Consider the following 17027-nt stretch of genomic DNA (forward strand, 5'->3'; position numbering starts at 1 on the left):
CGTGCCCCGATGTGATGGAGTGGTCCGGTGACCGCCCCCGATCTGACGCCCGCGTTCGACGGAGCCGTCACGGCGTTCACCGCGGGATCCGCCGTGCTGATCGCCGAGACCGCCGGTGCCGGTGCCGGTGACGGTGACGGTGACGGTGCCGACCGGATCCTGCTCGTGCACGGTCTGGGCATGGGGCGCAGCGTCTTCGGCGACCTCGTGCATCGCCTCCCCGGTGTGGTGACGGCGGTCGACCTGCCCGGGTTCGGGGCCGCGCCGGAGCCCGAGGTCCCGCTCACGATGCCGCAGCACGCCGACCTCATCGCGTCCTACCTCGTCGCCTCGGGCGCCGCGGCGGTCACCGTCATCGGCCATTCGATGGGCACGCAGGTCGCCGCGGAGCTCGCCGTGCGGCACCCCGACCTCGTCCGCGCCGTGGTGCTCGCGGCCCCGACCGTCGACGCCGGGGCGCGCCGCGTGGTGCGGCAGGCGCTCCGGTTCCTCCGCGACACCGCATCGATCGACCCGCGGGTGGTCGTGCGCGGAATCAGGGAGTATCTGCGCGCCGGCCCGCAGCTCGTGAGGAAGATCCGTGCCACCGTCGCGCACCGCCCCGAGGAGCTCTACCCGCGGATCTCGGCGCCCGCGCTGATCCTGCGCGGCGAGCGCGACCCGGTGTGCCCGCGCGCATGGTGCGCCGCGGTCGCCGCCGCGATCCCCGGCGCCGAATCGGCGGAGCTGCCCGGCTGCGGCCACGAGACGATGATCCGCAACGCCGGCCCCGCCGCGGCCCTGGTCTCCGGCTTCCTCGCCCGCGTCTGAGCGGCGGCGCGATCGCCGACGGATCTCGCCGCGCCCGGATCAGCCCTGGTGCGGGGCCGGCGCGGCCGGTGGCGTGGCCGGCACGAGCAGGAGGCGGGCCTGCGTCCGCGACGAGATCAGCAACGCGATCCACAGGAGCACGAACAGGATCCCGAGGACGATCGCCGTGACGCCCGCGAACAGCATGTCGGAGTCGTCCGCGGCGCCCGCCGTCAGCAGGACGCCGGCGAGGGCGCAGAGCACGCCCATCCCGAGGAAGATCCAGACCATGATGCGCGTGGCGAGGATCGCGCGGCGCCCGTGGAAGGTCGGACGGATCCCGAAGCGGGTCACCACGTACTCCGCCCAGCGGGTGCCTGTCCACCACCGCGACCCCGTGCGCGCGACCGGATACCACCCGGCGCCGGCGCCCTCCTGCTCCCCGGGGAGGGGACGGACGAAGTCGGGGAAGACCGGCGCCGTCGCCGGCGCCGGCATCCTGCGCAGCGCCGACGTGCGTGCCGCGATGACGAGCCAGAGGGCGCCGAGCGCGATGAACGGGATCCCGCTGCCGAAGTAGCCCGTGGAGAACGAGATCAGCAGCTGCGACACCCCGACCAGCAGGAACAGGCCGCCGAGCACCCAGGCCGTCGCGGGCTGCTCGGCGGTGACGCCGTCGGTGCCGGGCCTGCCGTCCTTGATCCGGAATCCGGTCCAGTGGCGTCCCTCCCACCAGCGCAGCACCGCCGTCCCCGGCGCCGGATACCAGCCCGGGGCCGGAGCGGTGAGAGGGGACTGCGCGGCCACGGGGGCTCCGGCTGCCCCGGCGAAGCCGCCGCCCGTCGGGGCGGGCGGGGACACGTCGCGTTCATGGGCGGTCCACTGCCCGCCATCCCACCACCGCTCCCGGCCAGGAACCCCCGCGTCGTACCACCCCGGCTGCGCGCTCATGCGCTCCCCCTTCGTCCAGGACGACCCTATCCGGGAGCCGCGGGCTGGCTGGTCGTCGCGCCGGCCCTGTCGATAGCCAGTTTCACCTGTGCAGTTTAGGCTGTAGAGATGCCCGAGGTCCCGCCGCTCACCGACGCATCCGCTGCGAGCCCGGCGCAGACCGCCCTCGACCTGCGCACGGTCGTGGCGCGCTTGCTCCGCCGCTTCCGCGAGGCCGGGGCGGATGAGGCGCTCACGCCGTCCCAGGCCTCGGCGCTGGCGCGGCTCGGCAAGGGCGGCGTGTCGACCGTGAGCACTCTCGCGGCGGCCGAACGGGTCCGCCCGCAGTCCATGGCCGCGACGGTCGAGGCGCTGGAGCGCGCCGGGCTGGTCACCCGCAGTCAGGATCCGAACGACGGGCGGCGGCAGATCCTCGATCTCACCGAGACCGGCTGGGCGCGCGTCGAAGGCCAGCGGGACGCTGCGGCGGCCTGGCTCGAGCATGCGCTGGCCGAGCTCGCCCCTGAGGAGCTGAGCACGGTCGCGCGCGCGATGGCCGTACTGGCGCGGATGCTGCCCTGATGCGAGTCCCGCGCGTCCGGATCGCCGGCCCCGCTCCGGAGGGTCGTTTCGACCGCCGGCTGCTCGCGCCGATGATGGTCGGCACGATCCTGAATCCGATCAACACCGCGATCATCGCGGTGGCGCTCACCCCGATCGGCATCGCGCTCGGCGCCCCGGCGAGCGAGACGGTGTGGCTGGTCTCCAGCCTCTACCTCGCGACCGCGATCGGGCAGCCGCTGGTCGGCCGGCTCGTCGACGTCTTCGGCGTGAGGCCGCTGTTCCTGCTCGGCGCCGCTCTCGTGACCGTGGCCGGGGCGATCGGCCTGTTCGCGCCCGAGAGCCGCGACAGCGTGTGGTGGCTGGTCGCCGCCCGGGTGATCCTGGGCCTCGGCACGTGCGCCGGCTACCCCGCGGCGATGCACCTGATCCGCGCCGAGGCCGACCGCACGGGCCTGGCTTCGCCCGCCGGGATCCTGACCCTGCTGTCGGTGACGACGCAGACCGTCGCGGTGATCGCGCCCGCCCTCGGCGGCCTGCTGATCGGCGCGTGGGGCTGGCGGGCGACGTTCGCCGTGAACATCCCGCTCGGTCTCGCGTCGCTGCTGCTCGGTGCACTGTTCTTCCCGCGCCGCACCGGTCTCGAACCCGCGCCCGAGGACCGACCGCGCATCGACGGGATCGGCATCGTCCTCTTCGCCGTCGCGATGCTCTCGCTGCTCGTCTTCCTGCAGAACCTGTCGCCCGCGCTGCTGTGGCTGCCGGCCGTCGCGGCGGTCGCCGGTGCCGGGTTCGTGTGGTGGGAGCGGAGGACGCCGGATCCGTTCATCGACGTGCGCGTGCTCTCCGGCAACGTGCCGCTGCTGCTCAGCTACGTCCGCTCCCTGCTGACGGCGACGATCTCGTACACGTTCGTCTACGGCTTCACGCAGTGGCTCGAGGACGGGCGCGCCCTCTCGCCGACCGCGGCCGGACTCGTGCTGCTGCCCGTGTTCGCCACCGGTGTGGCCGTGGCGATCACGTTCGGCCGACGGCCGGAGGTGGTCTGGAAGCTGCTGGTCGGATCGACCGCGCAGCTCATCGCCGGCGTGCTCGTGCTGTTCATGACCGGATCCTCGCCGATCTGGTTCCTGGTGCTGGCGATGCTGATCCTCGGCATCCCGCAGGGCCTGAACAACCTTGCGATCCAGAACTCGCTGTACTTCCAGGCCGAGCCCGACCGGATCGCCTCATCGGCCGGGCTGCTGCGCACGTTCTTCTACCTCGGCGCGATCGTCTCGGCGGTGATCTACGGCAACGCCTACGGCGCCAGGGCGAGCACCGCGGGACTGCACGTGCTGGGCTGGGTGGTCGTCGGAATCGCCCTCGTCTTCCTGCTCATCACAGTGCTCGACCGGTCACTCGCGAGGATCGGGAAGGACACGCCCTCCGCCGGTCGCTGAGCGCGGAGCGCGGAGGGCGTAAGAAGAAACGGGTCTCTGCCGGATCCCGAGGCCGGGATCCCGGCTATTCGGCAGAAGCTCCACACCGTTCTCAGGACCGATTCTCGGGTCGGCCGGATCAGGCGCTGGATATCGGGCTTCTTGCGCATTTCGTCCTGAGAACCGTCACCGTGCGCGGCGATGCTGCGGTCCCAGAGCTTCCAGGATTCGTGCGATCGCGGCACGGATCGCTCCGGAGTCGTCGAGAACGTCGGCCGCGGTGAATCGCACGGTGACATAGCCTTGCGCGGCTGCTTCGACGTCACGATGCCGATCCTGCACCTGTTTGTCCCAGCCTTCATGGAAACGTCGCCCGTCGCATTCGATGATCAGCCAGCCGTCGATCAGAAAGTCCACGCGGCCCACATCGACGATGACGACCTGTGTGCGAACGCTGACGGGAAGCGTGCGAAGGATCAGACGCACCAGCGTCTCCGGACCCGATTCCGCGGACCCGTCGACCATCCTCTTGAGGATCCGGAGGCGTTTCGGCAGATTCCGGAAGACGGCGTCGACCTCGTCCACCGTGAGCAGCCTCAGGTGCAGCAGACTGTCGATCGTGGCGACCGCCGCCCGCGGCTTCTGGCACAGCACGGCATGGATGGCGGCATCACGTACCGACACGGCGTGATCGCCGAGCGGTTCCTCGGTCTGCACGCGCCAGTGCACGACGGCGTCTGCGCGGAAGCGCCCCGCGTTCGGCGGCACCCTCACGTGCAGACCCGGCTTGTCCTTGACGAAGACCCCGAGCAGTTCAAGCAGCGAGAGGCAGTCGAGACGACCCCCCGAACGGACGGCGGCGAGAATAGCCGCGGGTACGTCCGAACGGAGATACCGGCCGCGACGTGCGTGCACGAGCACGCCGGCCGCGACGGCCGCCCGGATCCGCGCGCGGTCGAACCCCTGCTCCGTCAAGTCGGCGGCAGAGAAGACCGACGGTGAGCGGAGTCGCCTCAGCGCGATGGCACTCTCGTCGACATCACGCATCCGGCAAGCGTGTCGGATGCGCCGTCCCCGTGACAGGCGCACTCCGTGACCTGTGCACAATCGGGCCGGGATCACCGCTGTGCAGGGCGTTCCGGCCCGACGCGGGCCCGCCATGGCGCTCGCCCGACGAACCGTTCTCAGGATGGTTTCGCCCTTCTCGCCGATTTGGGCTCCGAAGACGCGGTACCGCGAAATCCATCCTGAGAACGGTAGCCGGCGCCACGCACGCCGGCCCACCGCGCACGCCCCGCCGATCCGCCGGGCCGCACGCCCCGCCGCCCCGCCGCCCCGCCGATCCGCCGGGCCGCACGTCCGCCGGCCCGCACGTCCGCCGGCCCGCCCGGCGACCCGCTGTCCGGCCGCGGGCAGGGAGACAGCAGCTGACGCGCACACCGGGCTCAGCCCGCCCCGGGGGGAGTCCCCTTCGACTCGGCGAGCTCGTCGACGACGAGCGAGCGCTGATCGATCGTCCCGTTGCGATACGCCTGGCGGCCGACCATGTGCGCCGAGAGCGGCGCGGTCGCGAACTGCATGAGCACGACCGGCGCGACCAGCAGCAGCCCGAGCACGATGCCGATGATCGAGCGCTGCGACAGGGCGATCGCGAGGCAGATCAGCAGCAGGCCGAGCACCTGAGGCTTGGTCGCGGCGTGCAGCCGGGTCGGCACGTCGCGGAAGCGCAGCAGCCCGATCGCCGCGGTGAGGCAGAGCAGCGCGCCGATCAGCACGAGCACCCAGACGGCGGCGTCCACCACGGCGTCCGGGATGCGCAGGTCGAAGAGGTTCATGACGGACCGTTGTCCCTCCGTGCGACGTACCGCGCGACCGCGATCGAGCCGAACACGCCGACCGCCGCCACCACGATCAGCACCGGCAGCGTGCGGGTGTGATGGTTGATCGCCATGTCGGCGCCGAGCACGCACATCACCTCGGTCAGCAGCACGTCGCTCGCGACCGCCCTGTCCAGGATCGAGGGGCCGATCGCGATCCGGATCACGGTGAGGATCGCGGCGATCCCGAACACGATCATGATGACCAGCAGCAGCGGATTCATCGGCGCTCCTCCCCCCTCGAGGCGGATCCGGAGGCGGATCCGGAAGCCGATCCCGAGGCGGATCCGGAAGCCGGTCCGGCCGTGGATCCGGGCCGGCCCGACCCGCGATCGTCCGCCCGCAGCGCGCGCATCTGGGCCGGCGAGCCGAGCGCCCGCACGATCCGGCGCTCCCAGCGCAGCACTCCTTCGCGCTGCCGTTCGACGTCGGCGCGCGAGCGCACCCCGATCACGTGCAGGTACAGCGTGCGGGTGTCCCGATCCGCCTCCACGACGAGCGAACCGGGGATGAGCGACGACGTGACCGCCACGTGCGTCATCACGAGGTCGTCGGCGTAGCGCAGCGGCACCGCGATGATCGCGGCACCGGGCGCACGGCGCGGGTCCAGCACCTGAACCGCGACGCCCAGCGACCCCTGCACGACGGCGGCGAGGAACTGCACGACCAGGATCGCCGCCCACCACAGGTTGATCCGCCCGGACAGCTCGACGGTCGGCAGCCGGAACACCCGCGTCACGAACACCGCCACCGCGATCCCCGTCACCGCGGACAGCACGGTGAACTGGCCCCACAGCAGCATCCACAGCACGATCAGCCAGAGCAGGAACGGCAGATGCAGGCCGATCTCGCGCCACGCGCTGCGCTTCGCGAACGGGCTCATGAGCCGTCCCCCTGCCCGCCGTCGGTCTGCAGCATCGCCAGCCGCACGGGCTGCAGCAGGGTGGATCCGATCCGCTCGCAGAGACCGAAGACGGGACCGGCGAACACCGTCAGGGCGAGCGTCACGGCCACCATGCCGCCGGTCGCGAAGGTCATGATGGGCGGGATGCGGCGGCGCTCCTGCTGCTCGTCGGCCGCCGGGGCGCTGCCGAGGTGGGCGATCCGCTCGTGGTCCTCCGGCGCCTCCTCCTTCTCGCGCCAGAACGCCAGGTTCCATGCCCGCATGAGCGCGTAGAGCGTCAGCAGCGAGGTCAGCACGCCGCCCACGATCAGCACCCAGATGAGCGGCGTGGCGACCTGCGCGGCGGCCTGGAACAGCGCGAACTTGCCGATGAAACCGGAGAACGGCGGCAGCCCGCCGAGGTTGATCGCCGGCACGAAGTAGAGCACCGCGATCAGCGGAGCGGCCTTCATGAGGCCGCGCACCTTCAGGATCGACGTGCTGCCCGCGCGTCGCTCGACGAGTCCCACCGCGAGGAACAGCGTGGTCTGCACGATGATGTGGTGCACGATGTAGTACACCGTGGCGCCGATCGCGGCGGGCGTGGCGATCGCCAGCCCGAACACCATGTAGCCGACGTGGCTGACCAGGGTGAACGACAGGATCCGCTTCAGCTCGGCCTGCGCGACCGCACCGAGGATGCCGATCAGCATCGTCGCGAGCGCCACGATCATGAGCAGCGTGTCGATGCTCGACACGCTGAACAGCTGCGTCTCGGTGCGGATCAGCGCGTACACGCCCACCTTCGTGAGCAGGCCGGCGAAGACCGCGGTGACCGGGGCCGGGGCGGTCGGGTACGAGTCCGGCAGCCAGAACGACATCGGGAACACCGCGGCCTTGATGCCGAACGCGACCACGAGCATGAGGTGCAGCACGAGCTGGGTGCTCGGCGGGATCTGCCCGATCCGCTCCGCGATCTGCGCCATGTTCACGGTGCCGAGCGCCGCGTAGATGAGCGCGATCGCGACGAGGAACAGCACCGATGACACCAGCGACACGACGATGTAGACGGCTCCCGTGCGGATCCGGGACTCGGTGCTGCCGAGCGTGATGAGCACGTACGAGGCGACCAGCAGGATCTCGAAGCCGACGTAGAGGTTGAACAGGTCGCCGGCGATGAACGCGTTGAAGATGCCGGCGGCGAGGATCAGGTACGACGGGTTGAAGATCGAGATGGGGGTGTCCTCTGGCCCGTCCGCGGCGCCCTGGCCGATCGAGAACAGCAGGACCGCGACCAGGACGATGCTGGAGACCAGCACGAGCAGCGCGGCGAGCCGGTCGACGTACAGCACGATCCCGAACGGCGCCGGCCAGCCGCCGACCATGACCGCGATCGGATGGGTGCGGTCGACGACGACGAGCAGCGTCGCCGCGATGATCGAGACCAGCGCGAGCGTGACGACCGTGACGATCACCTGCACTCGGGCGTTCCGCCCGAACACCAGCGTGACGGCGGCGCCCAGCAGCGGCAGGGCGACCAGCAGCGGGACGAGCGCGTTCATCGGTCGTCCTCCCGCCCGGTCCGCGAGTCCGTGGAGCGGCCGTCCGGACGGTCCACCGGGGCGTCGTCCACGAGCCCGTCGAGATCGCCGGAGCGCAGCACCCGGATCGGCGAGGTGACGACGCCCACGAAATCGGTCGTCGCGTCCTCGTCCTCGAGGTCGACCTCGTCGTCCATGAGGTCCTCCTCGATCACCGTGCGCCCGCGCAGCGCGATGTCGGCCTCGTCGTCCTCGACGGTGTCGGCCTGGCCGAGCTGCCAGGAGCGGTAGATCAGGGCGAGCAGGAAGGCGGACACGGCGAACGTGATGACGATGGCCGTGAGGGTGAGCGCCTGCGGCAGCGGATCGCTCAGTCCGTCGGTCCCTGAGCCCGTCGACGTGCCGAAGAACGGCGCCGCACCCGGCCGGCCCATCACGACCAGCAGCAGCAGGTTGACCGCGTTCCCGAGCAGCAGGAAGCCGATCAGCACCCGGGTGAGGCTGCGCTCGAGCATCGCGTAGACGCCGCAGCCGAACAGCACGGCCATGATCACGATGAGCACCAGGGAGACGTCCATCAGATGTCCACCCCCCGCGCCCGCATCTCGGCGGTCTGCCGGTCGACCTCGGCGCCGAGGCTGCGCAGCACGTCGAGCACCAGCCCGATCACCACGAGGTAGACGCCGATGTCGAAGATCGTCGAGCTGACGAACTCGAGGTGGCCGAGGACCGGGACGTCGGCCTCCCAGACCGCGCTCGTCAGCGGGCCGAGCCCGAACAGCAGCGGCACGACGGCCGATCCGACCGCGAGGATGAGGCCGGTGCCGAGCAGGCGTCCCGCGTCGGTGGGCGCGGCGGCGCCCAGCTCCCAGCGCCCGCCGGCGATGTACCGCATGAACAGCGCCATGCCCGCCACGAGGCCCCCGGCGAAACCGCCGCCAGGGGCGTTGTGCCCGGCGAACAGCAGGTAGATCGAGACGACGATGATCGTGTGGAACAGGATCCGCACGATCACCTCGAGCAGGATCGAGCGGTTCTCCGGCTTCACATTGCCGCCGCCGACCAGCCACGCCCGCGGCGCGGTGTCTCCCGCCGTCTGCACGCGCACGCCCTGCGTGGTCTCCACGAGCGGCCGGCGCCGTGCCCGCCGCGGCCCCTCGGGAAGTGCCTTCATGGCGGAGAGCCGGTCCGCGCGATGCGTGACGAAGACGAGCGAGGCGACGCCGGTGGCCGCCAGCACCAGCACCGACAGCTCCCCCATCGTGTCCCAGCCGCGCAGGTCGACGAGCGCGACGTTCACCACGTTCTTGCCGTGTCCGAGGTCGTACGCGAGCTCCGGGAACGCCTCCGAGATCGGCGCGGCGACACGGGATCCGGTCGCGACGATCGCGACCAGCGCGATCATCACGCCCGCAGCGACGCCGAGGATCGCGCGCGGCACGCGGCCGACCGAGGCGTTGTGCTCCCCCATCCGCGACGGCAGCCGGCGCAGCACGAGCGCGAACGTCACGAGCGTCACGGTCTCGACCAGGATCTGCGTGAGCGCGAGGTCGGGCGCTCCGCTGGTGCCGAACAGCACGACCATGCCGAGTCCGGTGACCGAGACCAGCACGACCCCCGTGTAGCGCTTGCGCGCCCGGGTGGCGAGGATGCCCGCCGCGATCATGATCGGCGCCACGACCAGCTGCATCGGGGTGTGCCAGGCGCTCAGACGCGCGTCCGCCGGGCCGCCCGCGAGCAGGGCCGTGGCCTCGGCGGCGATCACCACGACGAAGATCGTGCCCACGTACACGGGCAGCGATCCGCGCTGGGTGAACGCGGTCGTCGCCACCGACAGCCGGTCCAGGCCGCGCATCGCGAGGTAGTACGCGTCCTGCGCGGTGAAGGGCAACAGGCGACGACGACGGTCCCAGCCGATCCGCTGCAGCAGCAGGAAGAGCGCGAGGCCGATCAGGATCGCGCCGACCGAGAGGAACAGCGCTGGCGCGAAGCCGTGCCAGAGCGCGAGGTGCCCGGGCGCGAGCTCCTCGCCGTCGAAGCCGAGGGCCGTGGCGTCGTCGGCGTAGCCGTACAGGGCCGCGTCGATGGCAGGAGCCGCAGCGCCGAGCACGATCGTCCCCGTAGCCAGGAGGACCGGCGACACCAGGAAACCGAACGGCGGCATCGGCCATTCCGTGTCGGGCAGGTACCCGCTCCGCGCCCCGGGGCGGCGATCGCGCTTCCGCCAGAACGCCCCCCAGAGGAAGCGCGCACCATATGCCGCGGTGAGAATAGACCCGAGGATCGTCCCGGCGAGGGCGACGATCGCCCAGGGCGAGCCGCGCAGGGCCTCGTCGTAGAGTGCGGCGAGCGTCGCTTCCTTCGCCACGAAGCCGATGGTCGGCGGGAACCCGATCATGGATCCGATCGCGAGGAATCCGGCGGTCGCGAGCAGTGGCGCCTGGCGCCCGAGTCCGGAGATCTCGGTGAGGTCGCGGGTGGAGAGCTGGCGGTCGATCACGCCGACGATGAGGAACAGCGCCGACTTGAACAGCGCGTGGCTGATCACGAGCGCGAGCCCGGCCAGGATCGCGTCCGAGGTGCCGTAGCCGAGCACCACGGTGAAGAAGCCCAGCTGACTGACCGTGCCGAACGCGAGGATCCGCTTCAGGTCGGTCTCGCGCAGCGCCTGCACGCCGCCCAGCAGCATCGTGAGCACGCCGAGCGAGATCGTGATCGGCCGCCAGGGGCCGGACATCGCGAACACCGGGGCGAAGCGCGCGATGAGGTAGATCCCCGCCTTCACCATGGCGGCCGCGTGCAGATAGGCGCTCACCGGGGTGGGCGCCGCCATGGCGCCGGGCAGCCAGAAGTGGAACGGGAAGATGGCCGACTTGCTCAGCGCACCCACCAGCAGCAGCACGATCGCGGCGTCGGCGAGCGGGCCGGCGGGGGCGTGCGCGAGGATCCGGGAGATGCTCGAGGTCCCGGCGTCGACGGCGAGGAACACCACGCCGACGAACATCGCGAGCCCGCCCAGGGTCGTCACCAGCAGGGCCTGCAGCGCGGCACGGCGGCTGCCGCCGCGGCGGTGATAGTGCCCGATGAGCAGGTATGACAGGATGCTCGTGACCTCCCAGAACATCACGAGCAGCACGAGGTCGTCCGTCGTGACCAGGCCGTACATGGCTCCGGCGAAGGCGAGCAGCACCGCCGCGAACTGCCCGATCCCGGCCTTCGCGCCGCGGAAGTACCAGCGGCAGTAGAGCAGCACCAGGGCGCCGACGCCGGTGACGATGAGCGTCAGCAGCCAGCTCAGCTCATCCATCCGGAAGGAGAGCGCGAGGCCGAGCTGCGGGATCCAGTCGACGGACTCCGCCGGGGTGCGCCGCGGATCCGCCGCGCCGGCGAGCACCTGCGGCGTGAGCAGGAGGGCGTGCGCGAATGCGGCCGCGGGCACGAGCGCCGCCACCGCGAACGCCCTGGCTCCGATCGCCGCGACCAGCAGGGGCAGCAGCAGGGCCGCGAGGGCGAACACGCAGAGGAGGATCAGCATTCTCGGCTCCTCTGGCTCGTCGGTCTCAGCGACTCAGGCGGGCGGGCGTGCTCCCAGGCTACCGGTCGGCGCCGGCCTGCTCTGCGTCGGCCGGTGCGGGACCCGTGGTCGTCCCCTCCCGGAACGTGCAGGTGAACCGGATCGACGCGGCCGGCTGGCCCGCGAGCATGCGCGCGACCGCGTCGCCCGCGGCGCGCCCCTTCTCCACGGCCGGCTGCACGGCGGTGGTCAGCACGTGCTCGCCGAGCCCGTCCACGGCGATCCCGTCGAAGCCCGCGACGCTGACGTCCTGCGGAACCCGCAGGCCCGCCTCCTCGGCCGCGCGGATCACGCCCGCGGCGAGCAGGTCGCTCTGCGCGATCACCGCGGTCGGGCGGCTGGCCGGTTCGGCGAACAGGAGGCGGCCGGCGAGCACGCCCTCATCGATCAGGCTGCCGCCGGCGGAGACGACGCGTGCGTCCGGGAACACGGCCAGCGTGCCGTCCAGCCGCACCCGGGTGACCGGCGTGGTGATGTCGGCGATCCGCTCCGGCGTCGCGTCGCCGCGCTCCCGCCGGCCGTCGAACGGCAGCGTGACCACCGCGACCCTGCGATGGCCGAGCGCGCACAGGTGGTGCGCGATCTGCGCGGCCGCCTCGCGGTTGTCCAGCTCGATCCGCGGCACGTCGTCGCCCGCATCGCCCTCGATGACGACCACGGGCAGGCCGCGCGAGCGCACGGTGTCGAGCGTCTCGCGCATCTGCGGGCTGCAGCCGATCAGCACCGCGGCGTCGATCGGCGCGGTGCCGAGCGTCGGGGCGTCGGGGCCGGCGTCGGGGTCGTCGCGCAGCAGCAGCACGCCCGCACCGAGCTCGGCGAGCCCGTCGGTGAGGCCGTCCATCATCGCGGTCTTCACCGGATCCAGGAACGCGGTGCGCAGGTGCTCCTCGAGCGCGACCGCGACGATGCCGCTCCTCCCCCGCCGCAGCGACGTCGCGCGCGGGTCGGGGCCGGTGTAGCCGAGGCCGGCGGCGGCCGCGAGCACGCGTTCCCGCGTGGCCTCCGCGACCCGCGCCTTGCCGCTGAACACGACCGACGCGGTGGAGGGCGAGACCCCGGCCACCCGGGCCACGTCGGCGATGGTGGCCCGCCGACGGCCCTTCGCGGGATCCGGCTCGACGCTCATGGTTCGACAATACATCGTTGCGAAATCAGAGATCGAATCGATTCGATACACTGACGGCATGGACACCGCCCTGACCCGCTCCCAGTTCGTGCGCTGGCGCGCGGCGATCTTCGCGATCTTCCTCACCAGCGGTCTGTCCATCGCGACCTGGGCCTCCCGGGTGCCCGACATCAAGGTGGATCTGGGCGTCGACAACGCCCAGATGGGCCTGCTGCTGCTCGGCATGGGCGTCTCGTCCATCCTCGGCATCTCGACCAGCCCCGCCGTGATGGCCCGCACCGGCGCCCGGCTCGGCATGCTGCTCACGATGCTCAGCTTCGCCGTGGGGGTCGCCCTGATCGGCCTGGGCACCAGTGTGCTCGGATCCCTGCCCGTGGTGATCGCGGGGCTGGTGCTGTTCGGCTTCGGCAACGGATCCCTCGACGTGATGATGAACGTCGAGGCGACCGCGATCGAGCAGCAGATGGGCCGGACGATCCTGCCGGTGTTCCATGCGTTCTTCAGCTTCGGCACCGTCATCGGCGCCGCGCTGGGCGCCCTGCTCGTGCAGCTGGGGCTGGACGTCGGCGGGCACGCCTTCCTGATCGCCGCGGTGATCGCACTGGCCGCGTTCGCCTGCTATGCGAACGTGCCACTGCGCGAGTCCGCCCTCGATCCGTCCCCCGCCGAGAAGCCGCGCTGGCGGGAGCGGATGCACGTCGCGCTGGAGGCCTGGCGCGAGCCGCGCACGTACTTCCTCGGCATCGTGATGCTGGGCATGTCGTTCGCCGAGGGCGGTGCCAACGACTGGCTCGCGCTCGGCGTCTCGGAGGACCACCACGCCGGTCCGGCCGCGGGGGCCGCCGCGCTGGCCACGTTCTCCGTGGCGATGACCGTCGTGCGCCTGTTCGGCGGTCCGCTCGTGGACCGCTTCGGGCGCGTCGTGGTGCTCCGCGTCCTCGCGATCACCGCCGCCGCCGGCATCCTGCTCTTCATCCTCGCGCCGAGCGCGCCGCTCGTCTTCGCGGGTGCCGCGCTGTGGGGGATCGGCGCCTCGCTCGGCTTCCCGCTCGGCATGTCGGCGGCGGCGGACGACCCCGCCAAGGCCGCTGCCAGGGTGAGCGCGGCCGCCACGATCGGCTACATCGCCTTCCTCGGCGGGCCGCCTGTCCTCGGCTTCATCAGCAGCCACATCGGGCTGCTGAACACGCTGTTCATCCTCGTCGTGCTCGCGGCGCTCTCCGGCCTGTTCTCCGGCGCGGCCCGCCCGCTCCGCGAGGACCAGAAGGTCTCCGCGGGCTGAGCGCGACGCCCGCAGGACCCTGCGACGTCTGCACGACCGGATCCGCAGATTCATCGTGCATCCGTCGCGCGATCGTGCAGGCGTCGCGGGAGGATCCGGGAGCAGGCGTCCGGAAGGATCCGGCGCCGCAGCATCCGGGCGCGCCCTCGTCTCAGCCCGCCGCCGTGGTGTCCAGCACGACGACGTCCGTCGGCTGCAGGGTGAGCACAGCTCCTCGCGCATGTCGCGCGCCGGTGAGCAGGTCCGTGCCGTCCTCGTGCAGGGCGATCCCGACCGGATCCGGGCCGTGGTGCAGCAGGAACTCGAGCCGCCGGCCGTCGGGCGCGATCCGCACCGCGTGCTCGAGGCCCGCGACGTCCGCATACGGTCCGGTCAGGCCGTGACGATCGAGCGCCCGTCGCACGATCGCGCTGAGCCCGGACTGCGCGAGCTGCGTGCCGATATACCAGACCCGGCCGTCCTCGCCGTGCTCCCCGGTGACAGTGCGCCGGGTCACGGCGGCCTCGCCCGCGTAGAAGTCCTCGCCGTAGCGGGCGACGACCTCGGCGTCCTCGGCGACGAGCACCTCGAAGAGCATGCTTGCGTCGCACTCCGCCTCGGCCAGTGACACGGATCCCTCCGAGAACCGCACCGGGTTCGCCTCGCCCGGCGGCGCGGAGTCGGTCTCGGCGACACGCACTCCCGCGAGCGCGCGCAGCGGGCCTGGCGCGTGCAGGAGGAATCGCCGGTCGTCCTCGTCCACGCGCCCGGACAGGTAGCCGGTGAGCACGGTGCCGCCGCGGCGCGCCACGGCATCGAGCCGCTCCGCGATGTCGTCGGCGATCAGGTGCAGCAGCGGCGCCGCGACCACGTCGTAGCCGCTCAGGTCGGCGGTCACCGGCACGACGTCGAGCTGCGCCCCCGCCTCCCAGAACGCGCGTCCCCACGCCTCGATCGTGGGCAGGTAGCGCAGCAGCCGGTTCGGCCCGTCCGCCATCTCCACCGCCCACCACGAATCCCAGTCCACGATGAGCGCGCACCGCGCCGGGGTCCGCGCCCCGAGCGTCGCGGAGCCCACGCGGCCCAGCTCCGCGCCGAGCCCGGCGACCTCGCGGAACGTGCGCGTCTCGAGGCTGCCGGAGTGGTCGAGGACGGCGCCGTGCATCATCTCGCAGGCGCCGCGGGACTGCCGCATCTGGAAGAACAGCACGGAGTCCGCCCCGTGCGCCACCGCCTGCCACGACCACAACCGCATCACGCCGGGACGACGCACCGGGTTCACGTCGCGCGAGGCCGTGACCGACGGCGTCTGCTCCATGAGCCAGAACGGCGCCCCGTCCTTGATCCCCCGCAGCAGATCGTGCGCGAGCGCGCTCGCCCAGGGGGCGCGCAGGTCGCGCGGGTAGTTGTCCCAGGACGCGAAGTCGAGCACCTCGTTCCAGCGGTGGTAGTCCAGCGGCTCGTAGAAGCCCATGAAGTTCGTCGTCGCGGGCAGGTCGGAATGCTGCCGGATCGCGTCGCGCTCCTCGACGTACTGCCGGATCGCGTTGTCGGTCGAGAAGCGGTGGTAGTCGAGGGTGATGCCCTGGAACGCCGTCTTGCCGGGCCCGCCCCAGTGCTCGGTGAGCGCGCTCGGCGGCTCGATCTCGTCCCAATCGGTGAACCGGTGCGACCAGAACGTCGTGTTCCACGCCTCGTTCAGCGCCTCCAGCGTCCCGTAACGACGGCGCAGCCAGGTCCGGAACTCCGCGGCGCAGAGGTCGCAGTAGCAGCGCCCGCCGTACTCGTTTCCGATGTGCCAGGCGACGACGGACGGATGCGAGCCGTAGCGCTCCGCGAGCCTGCCGGCGACCTGCGCGGCGAGGCGGCGGTAGTCCGGCGAGCTCCAGCACGCGTTGTGCCGCTGGCCGTAGCGGTGCCGGCGGCCCTCGTGATCGGTGCGGTTCACGTCGGGATGGGCCCGCGCGATCCACGGCGGCAGCGCACCCGTGCCGGTGCCGAGGCAGATCAGTCGGCCCTCGTCGGCGACGCGCTGCACGATCGCGTCGAGCGCGGTGAAGTCGAACACGTCCTCCGCGGGCTGGGTGAGAGACCAGGTGAACACGCCCACCGTGAGCAGGGTGACACCGGCGGCATCGAAGGCGGCGTGATCGGCGTCCCACACGTCCTGGCCCCATTGCTCGGGCGAATAGTCGCCGCCGAAGGCGATGTGGTCGAGCCGTGGCAGCCGGGCGGGGAGGTCCCGCGGCCGCGGGGCGCGCCCCCGGGCCGGGGCCGGCTCGGCGGCGAGCGCCGCCTCGGCGTCCACCGCACCGGCGTGCAGCGTGGCGGTCGGGTCAGTCATGGCGGGTGAACCTCCGTGCGACGTGCGCGGTCAGCGGGCGTGAGAGCAGTGCGAGCAGGCCGGCGAGGACCCCCGCGAGCAGCAGCACCGCGAACACCGAGAACAGCAGCGCGAGCGTCGCGGCGACCAGCACGAGCGACAGGACGCCGAGCGAGTATCGCCACTGCGGCAGGATCAGCACGAGCGCGATGCGGGCGGCGTCCCGGGTGCGGAACCGGAACCCCGCGGTGAGCGGGAGCATGATCCCCATCCAGACGATGAGGACCGCCGCGACCACGAGAAGGACCGGCCGGACCATGCCGGCCCCCGGAACCGCATCGAGATGCACCAGGTTGAAGGCGAGCACGGCGAGCAGTGCGGTCGCCGGCGCCGCCCACACCAGGGTGGCGCCGAGATCCCTCCGGTAGGCGAGGGCGAACGCCCGCGCGGGCGACAGGTCGGGCGCACGCCGCCACGCCTCCACCGCCGCGATCGCGGCGACCAGGGTCGGGGCGAGCGGCAGCATCGCGAGCACGAACAGCGGCACGTTCGAGGAGTCCCGTCCGAGCACGGCGATCACGGCGATGGACGGGAGGGCGCCGAGCAGCAGCATGCCCTCCAGGACGAGCATCCGGTACAGCGCGGCGGACCCGCGCGAGAGCGGACCGGCGCCGATCTCGTCCGCCGCGACCGCTGGTGTGGGTCGGATCATCGGTGACTCCTGTCCGTGCATGTCATCTG

The 17027-nt window shown here is 72.0% G+C and carries 15 protein-coding genes; 4 read left to right on the forward strand and 11 right to left on the reverse strand.

What is annotated here, in order from left to right; all coding sequences use genetic code 11:
- Positions 1-27: 27 nt before the first annotated feature.
- On the forward strand, positions 28-810 hold the full coding sequence (locus tag ACTJJZ_RS09010) for an alpha/beta fold hydrolase (protein ID WP_440720846.1): 783 nt from the start codon (positions 28-30) through the stop codon (positions 808-810).
- A gap of 39 nt (positions 811-849) precedes the next feature.
- On the opposite strand, the gene ACTJJZ_RS09015 is transcribed toward ACTJJZ_RS09010, so the two are convergent.
- Positions 850-1740 (reverse strand): DUF2510 domain-containing protein, encoded by an 891-nt coding sequence (locus ACTJJZ_RS09015; RefSeq protein WP_440720847.1) that lies wholly within the window; start codon positions 1738-1740, stop codon positions 850-852.
- Positions 1741-1848: 108 nt separating this feature from the next.
- On the opposite strand from ACTJJZ_RS09015, the gene ACTJJZ_RS09020 reads away from it, so the two are divergent.
- Positions 1849-2301: a MarR family winged helix-turn-helix transcriptional regulator gene (locus ACTJJZ_RS09020; RefSeq protein ID WP_440720848.1), complete on the forward strand. Its 453-nt coding sequence runs from the start codon at positions 1849-1851 to the stop codon at positions 2299-2301.
- Positions 2301-3722 carry an MFS transporter gene (locus ACTJJZ_RS09025; RefSeq protein WP_440720849.1) on the forward strand — a complete coding sequence of 474 codons (1422 nt, stop codon included), beginning with the start codon at positions 2301-2303 and terminating at the stop codon, positions 3720-3722. Before ACTJJZ_RS09020 ends, ACTJJZ_RS09025 begins: the two co-directional genes overlap by 1 nt.
- Before the next feature lie 165 nt (positions 3723-3887).
- On the opposite strand, the gene ACTJJZ_RS09030 is transcribed toward ACTJJZ_RS09025, so the two are convergent.
- The 8 genes from ACTJJZ_RS09030 to ACTJJZ_RS09065 form a co-directional block, all read right to left on the reverse strand.
- A complete protein-coding gene (locus ACTJJZ_RS09030; protein ID WP_440720850.1) occupies positions 3888-4748 on the reverse strand; it encodes an endonuclease domain-containing protein in 861 nt (286 codons plus the stop codon).
- 398 nt (positions 4749-5146) lie between these two features.
- On the reverse strand, positions 5147-5536 hold the full coding sequence (gene mnhG, locus ACTJJZ_RS09035; protein ID WP_440720851.1) for a monovalent cation/H(+) antiporter subunit G: 390 nt from the start codon (positions 5534-5536) through the stop codon (positions 5147-5149).
- Positions 5533-5802 carry a monovalent cation/H+ antiporter complex subunit F gene (locus ACTJJZ_RS09040; protein ID WP_440720852.1) on the reverse strand — a complete coding sequence of 90 codons (270 nt, stop codon included), beginning with the start codon at positions 5800-5802 and terminating at the stop codon, positions 5533-5535. Before ACTJJZ_RS09040 ends, mnhG begins: the two co-directional genes overlap by 4 nt.
- A complete protein-coding gene (locus ACTJJZ_RS09045; protein WP_440720853.1) occupies positions 5799-6461 on the reverse strand; it encodes a Na+/H+ antiporter subunit E in 663 nt (220 codons plus the stop codon). Before ACTJJZ_RS09045 ends, ACTJJZ_RS09040 begins: the two co-directional genes overlap by 4 nt.
- The gene (locus tag ACTJJZ_RS09050; RefSeq protein ID WP_440720854.1) at positions 6458-8023 is read right to left on the reverse strand and encodes a Na+/H+ antiporter subunit D; all 1566 of its coding nucleotides are present in this window, start codon (positions 8021-8023) and stop codon (positions 6458-6460) included. The genes ACTJJZ_RS09045 and ACTJJZ_RS09050 overlap by 4 nt, the downstream gene beginning before the upstream one ends.
- On the reverse strand, positions 8020-8580 hold the full coding sequence (locus tag ACTJJZ_RS09055) for a Na(+)/H(+) antiporter subunit C (RefSeq protein ID WP_440720855.1): 561 nt from the start codon (positions 8578-8580) through the stop codon (positions 8020-8022). Before ACTJJZ_RS09055 ends, ACTJJZ_RS09050 begins: the two co-directional genes overlap by 4 nt.
- On the reverse strand, positions 8580-11537 hold the full coding sequence (locus ACTJJZ_RS09060; RefSeq protein WP_440720856.1) for a Na+/H+ antiporter subunit A: 2958 nt from the start codon (positions 11535-11537) through the stop codon (positions 8580-8582). The genes ACTJJZ_RS09055 and ACTJJZ_RS09060 overlap by 1 nt, the downstream gene beginning before the upstream one ends.
- Positions 11538-11595: 58 nt before the next feature.
- The gene (locus ACTJJZ_RS09065; protein ID WP_440720857.1) at positions 11596-12702 is read right to left on the reverse strand and encodes a LacI family DNA-binding transcriptional regulator; all 1107 of its coding nucleotides are present in this window, start codon (positions 12700-12702) and stop codon (positions 11596-11598) included.
- A 58-nt stretch (positions 12703-12760) separates the two neighbouring features.
- Between ACTJJZ_RS09065 and ACTJJZ_RS09070 the strand changes: the two genes are divergently transcribed.
- Positions 12761-13984, forward strand: coding sequence for an MFS transporter (locus tag ACTJJZ_RS09070; protein ID WP_440720858.1), 1224 nt, complete (start codon positions 12761-12763; stop codon positions 13982-13984).
- A gap of 151 nt (positions 13985-14135) precedes the next feature.
- Here ACTJJZ_RS09070 and ACTJJZ_RS09075 read toward each other — a convergent pair whose 3' ends face one another.
- Together ACTJJZ_RS09075 and ACTJJZ_RS09080 are read right to left on the reverse strand one after the other, a co-directional pair.
- Positions 14136-16307: a beta-galactosidase gene (locus ACTJJZ_RS09075; RefSeq protein WP_440720859.1), complete on the reverse strand. Its 2172-nt coding sequence runs from the start codon at positions 16305-16307 to the stop codon at positions 14136-14138.
- Entirely contained in the window at positions 16300-16998 is a 699-nt protein-coding gene (locus tag ACTJJZ_RS09080) for a hypothetical protein (RefSeq protein WP_440720860.1), read from the reverse strand. The genes ACTJJZ_RS09075 and ACTJJZ_RS09080 overlap by 8 nt, the downstream gene beginning before the upstream one ends.
- Positions 16999-17027: the final 29 nt, after the last annotated feature.

The sequence above is a fragment of the Microbacterium sp. 22242 genome (genome assembly GCF_052045495.1).
Lineage (GTDB): Bacteria > Actinomycetota > Actinomycetes > Actinomycetales > Microbacteriaceae > Microbacterium.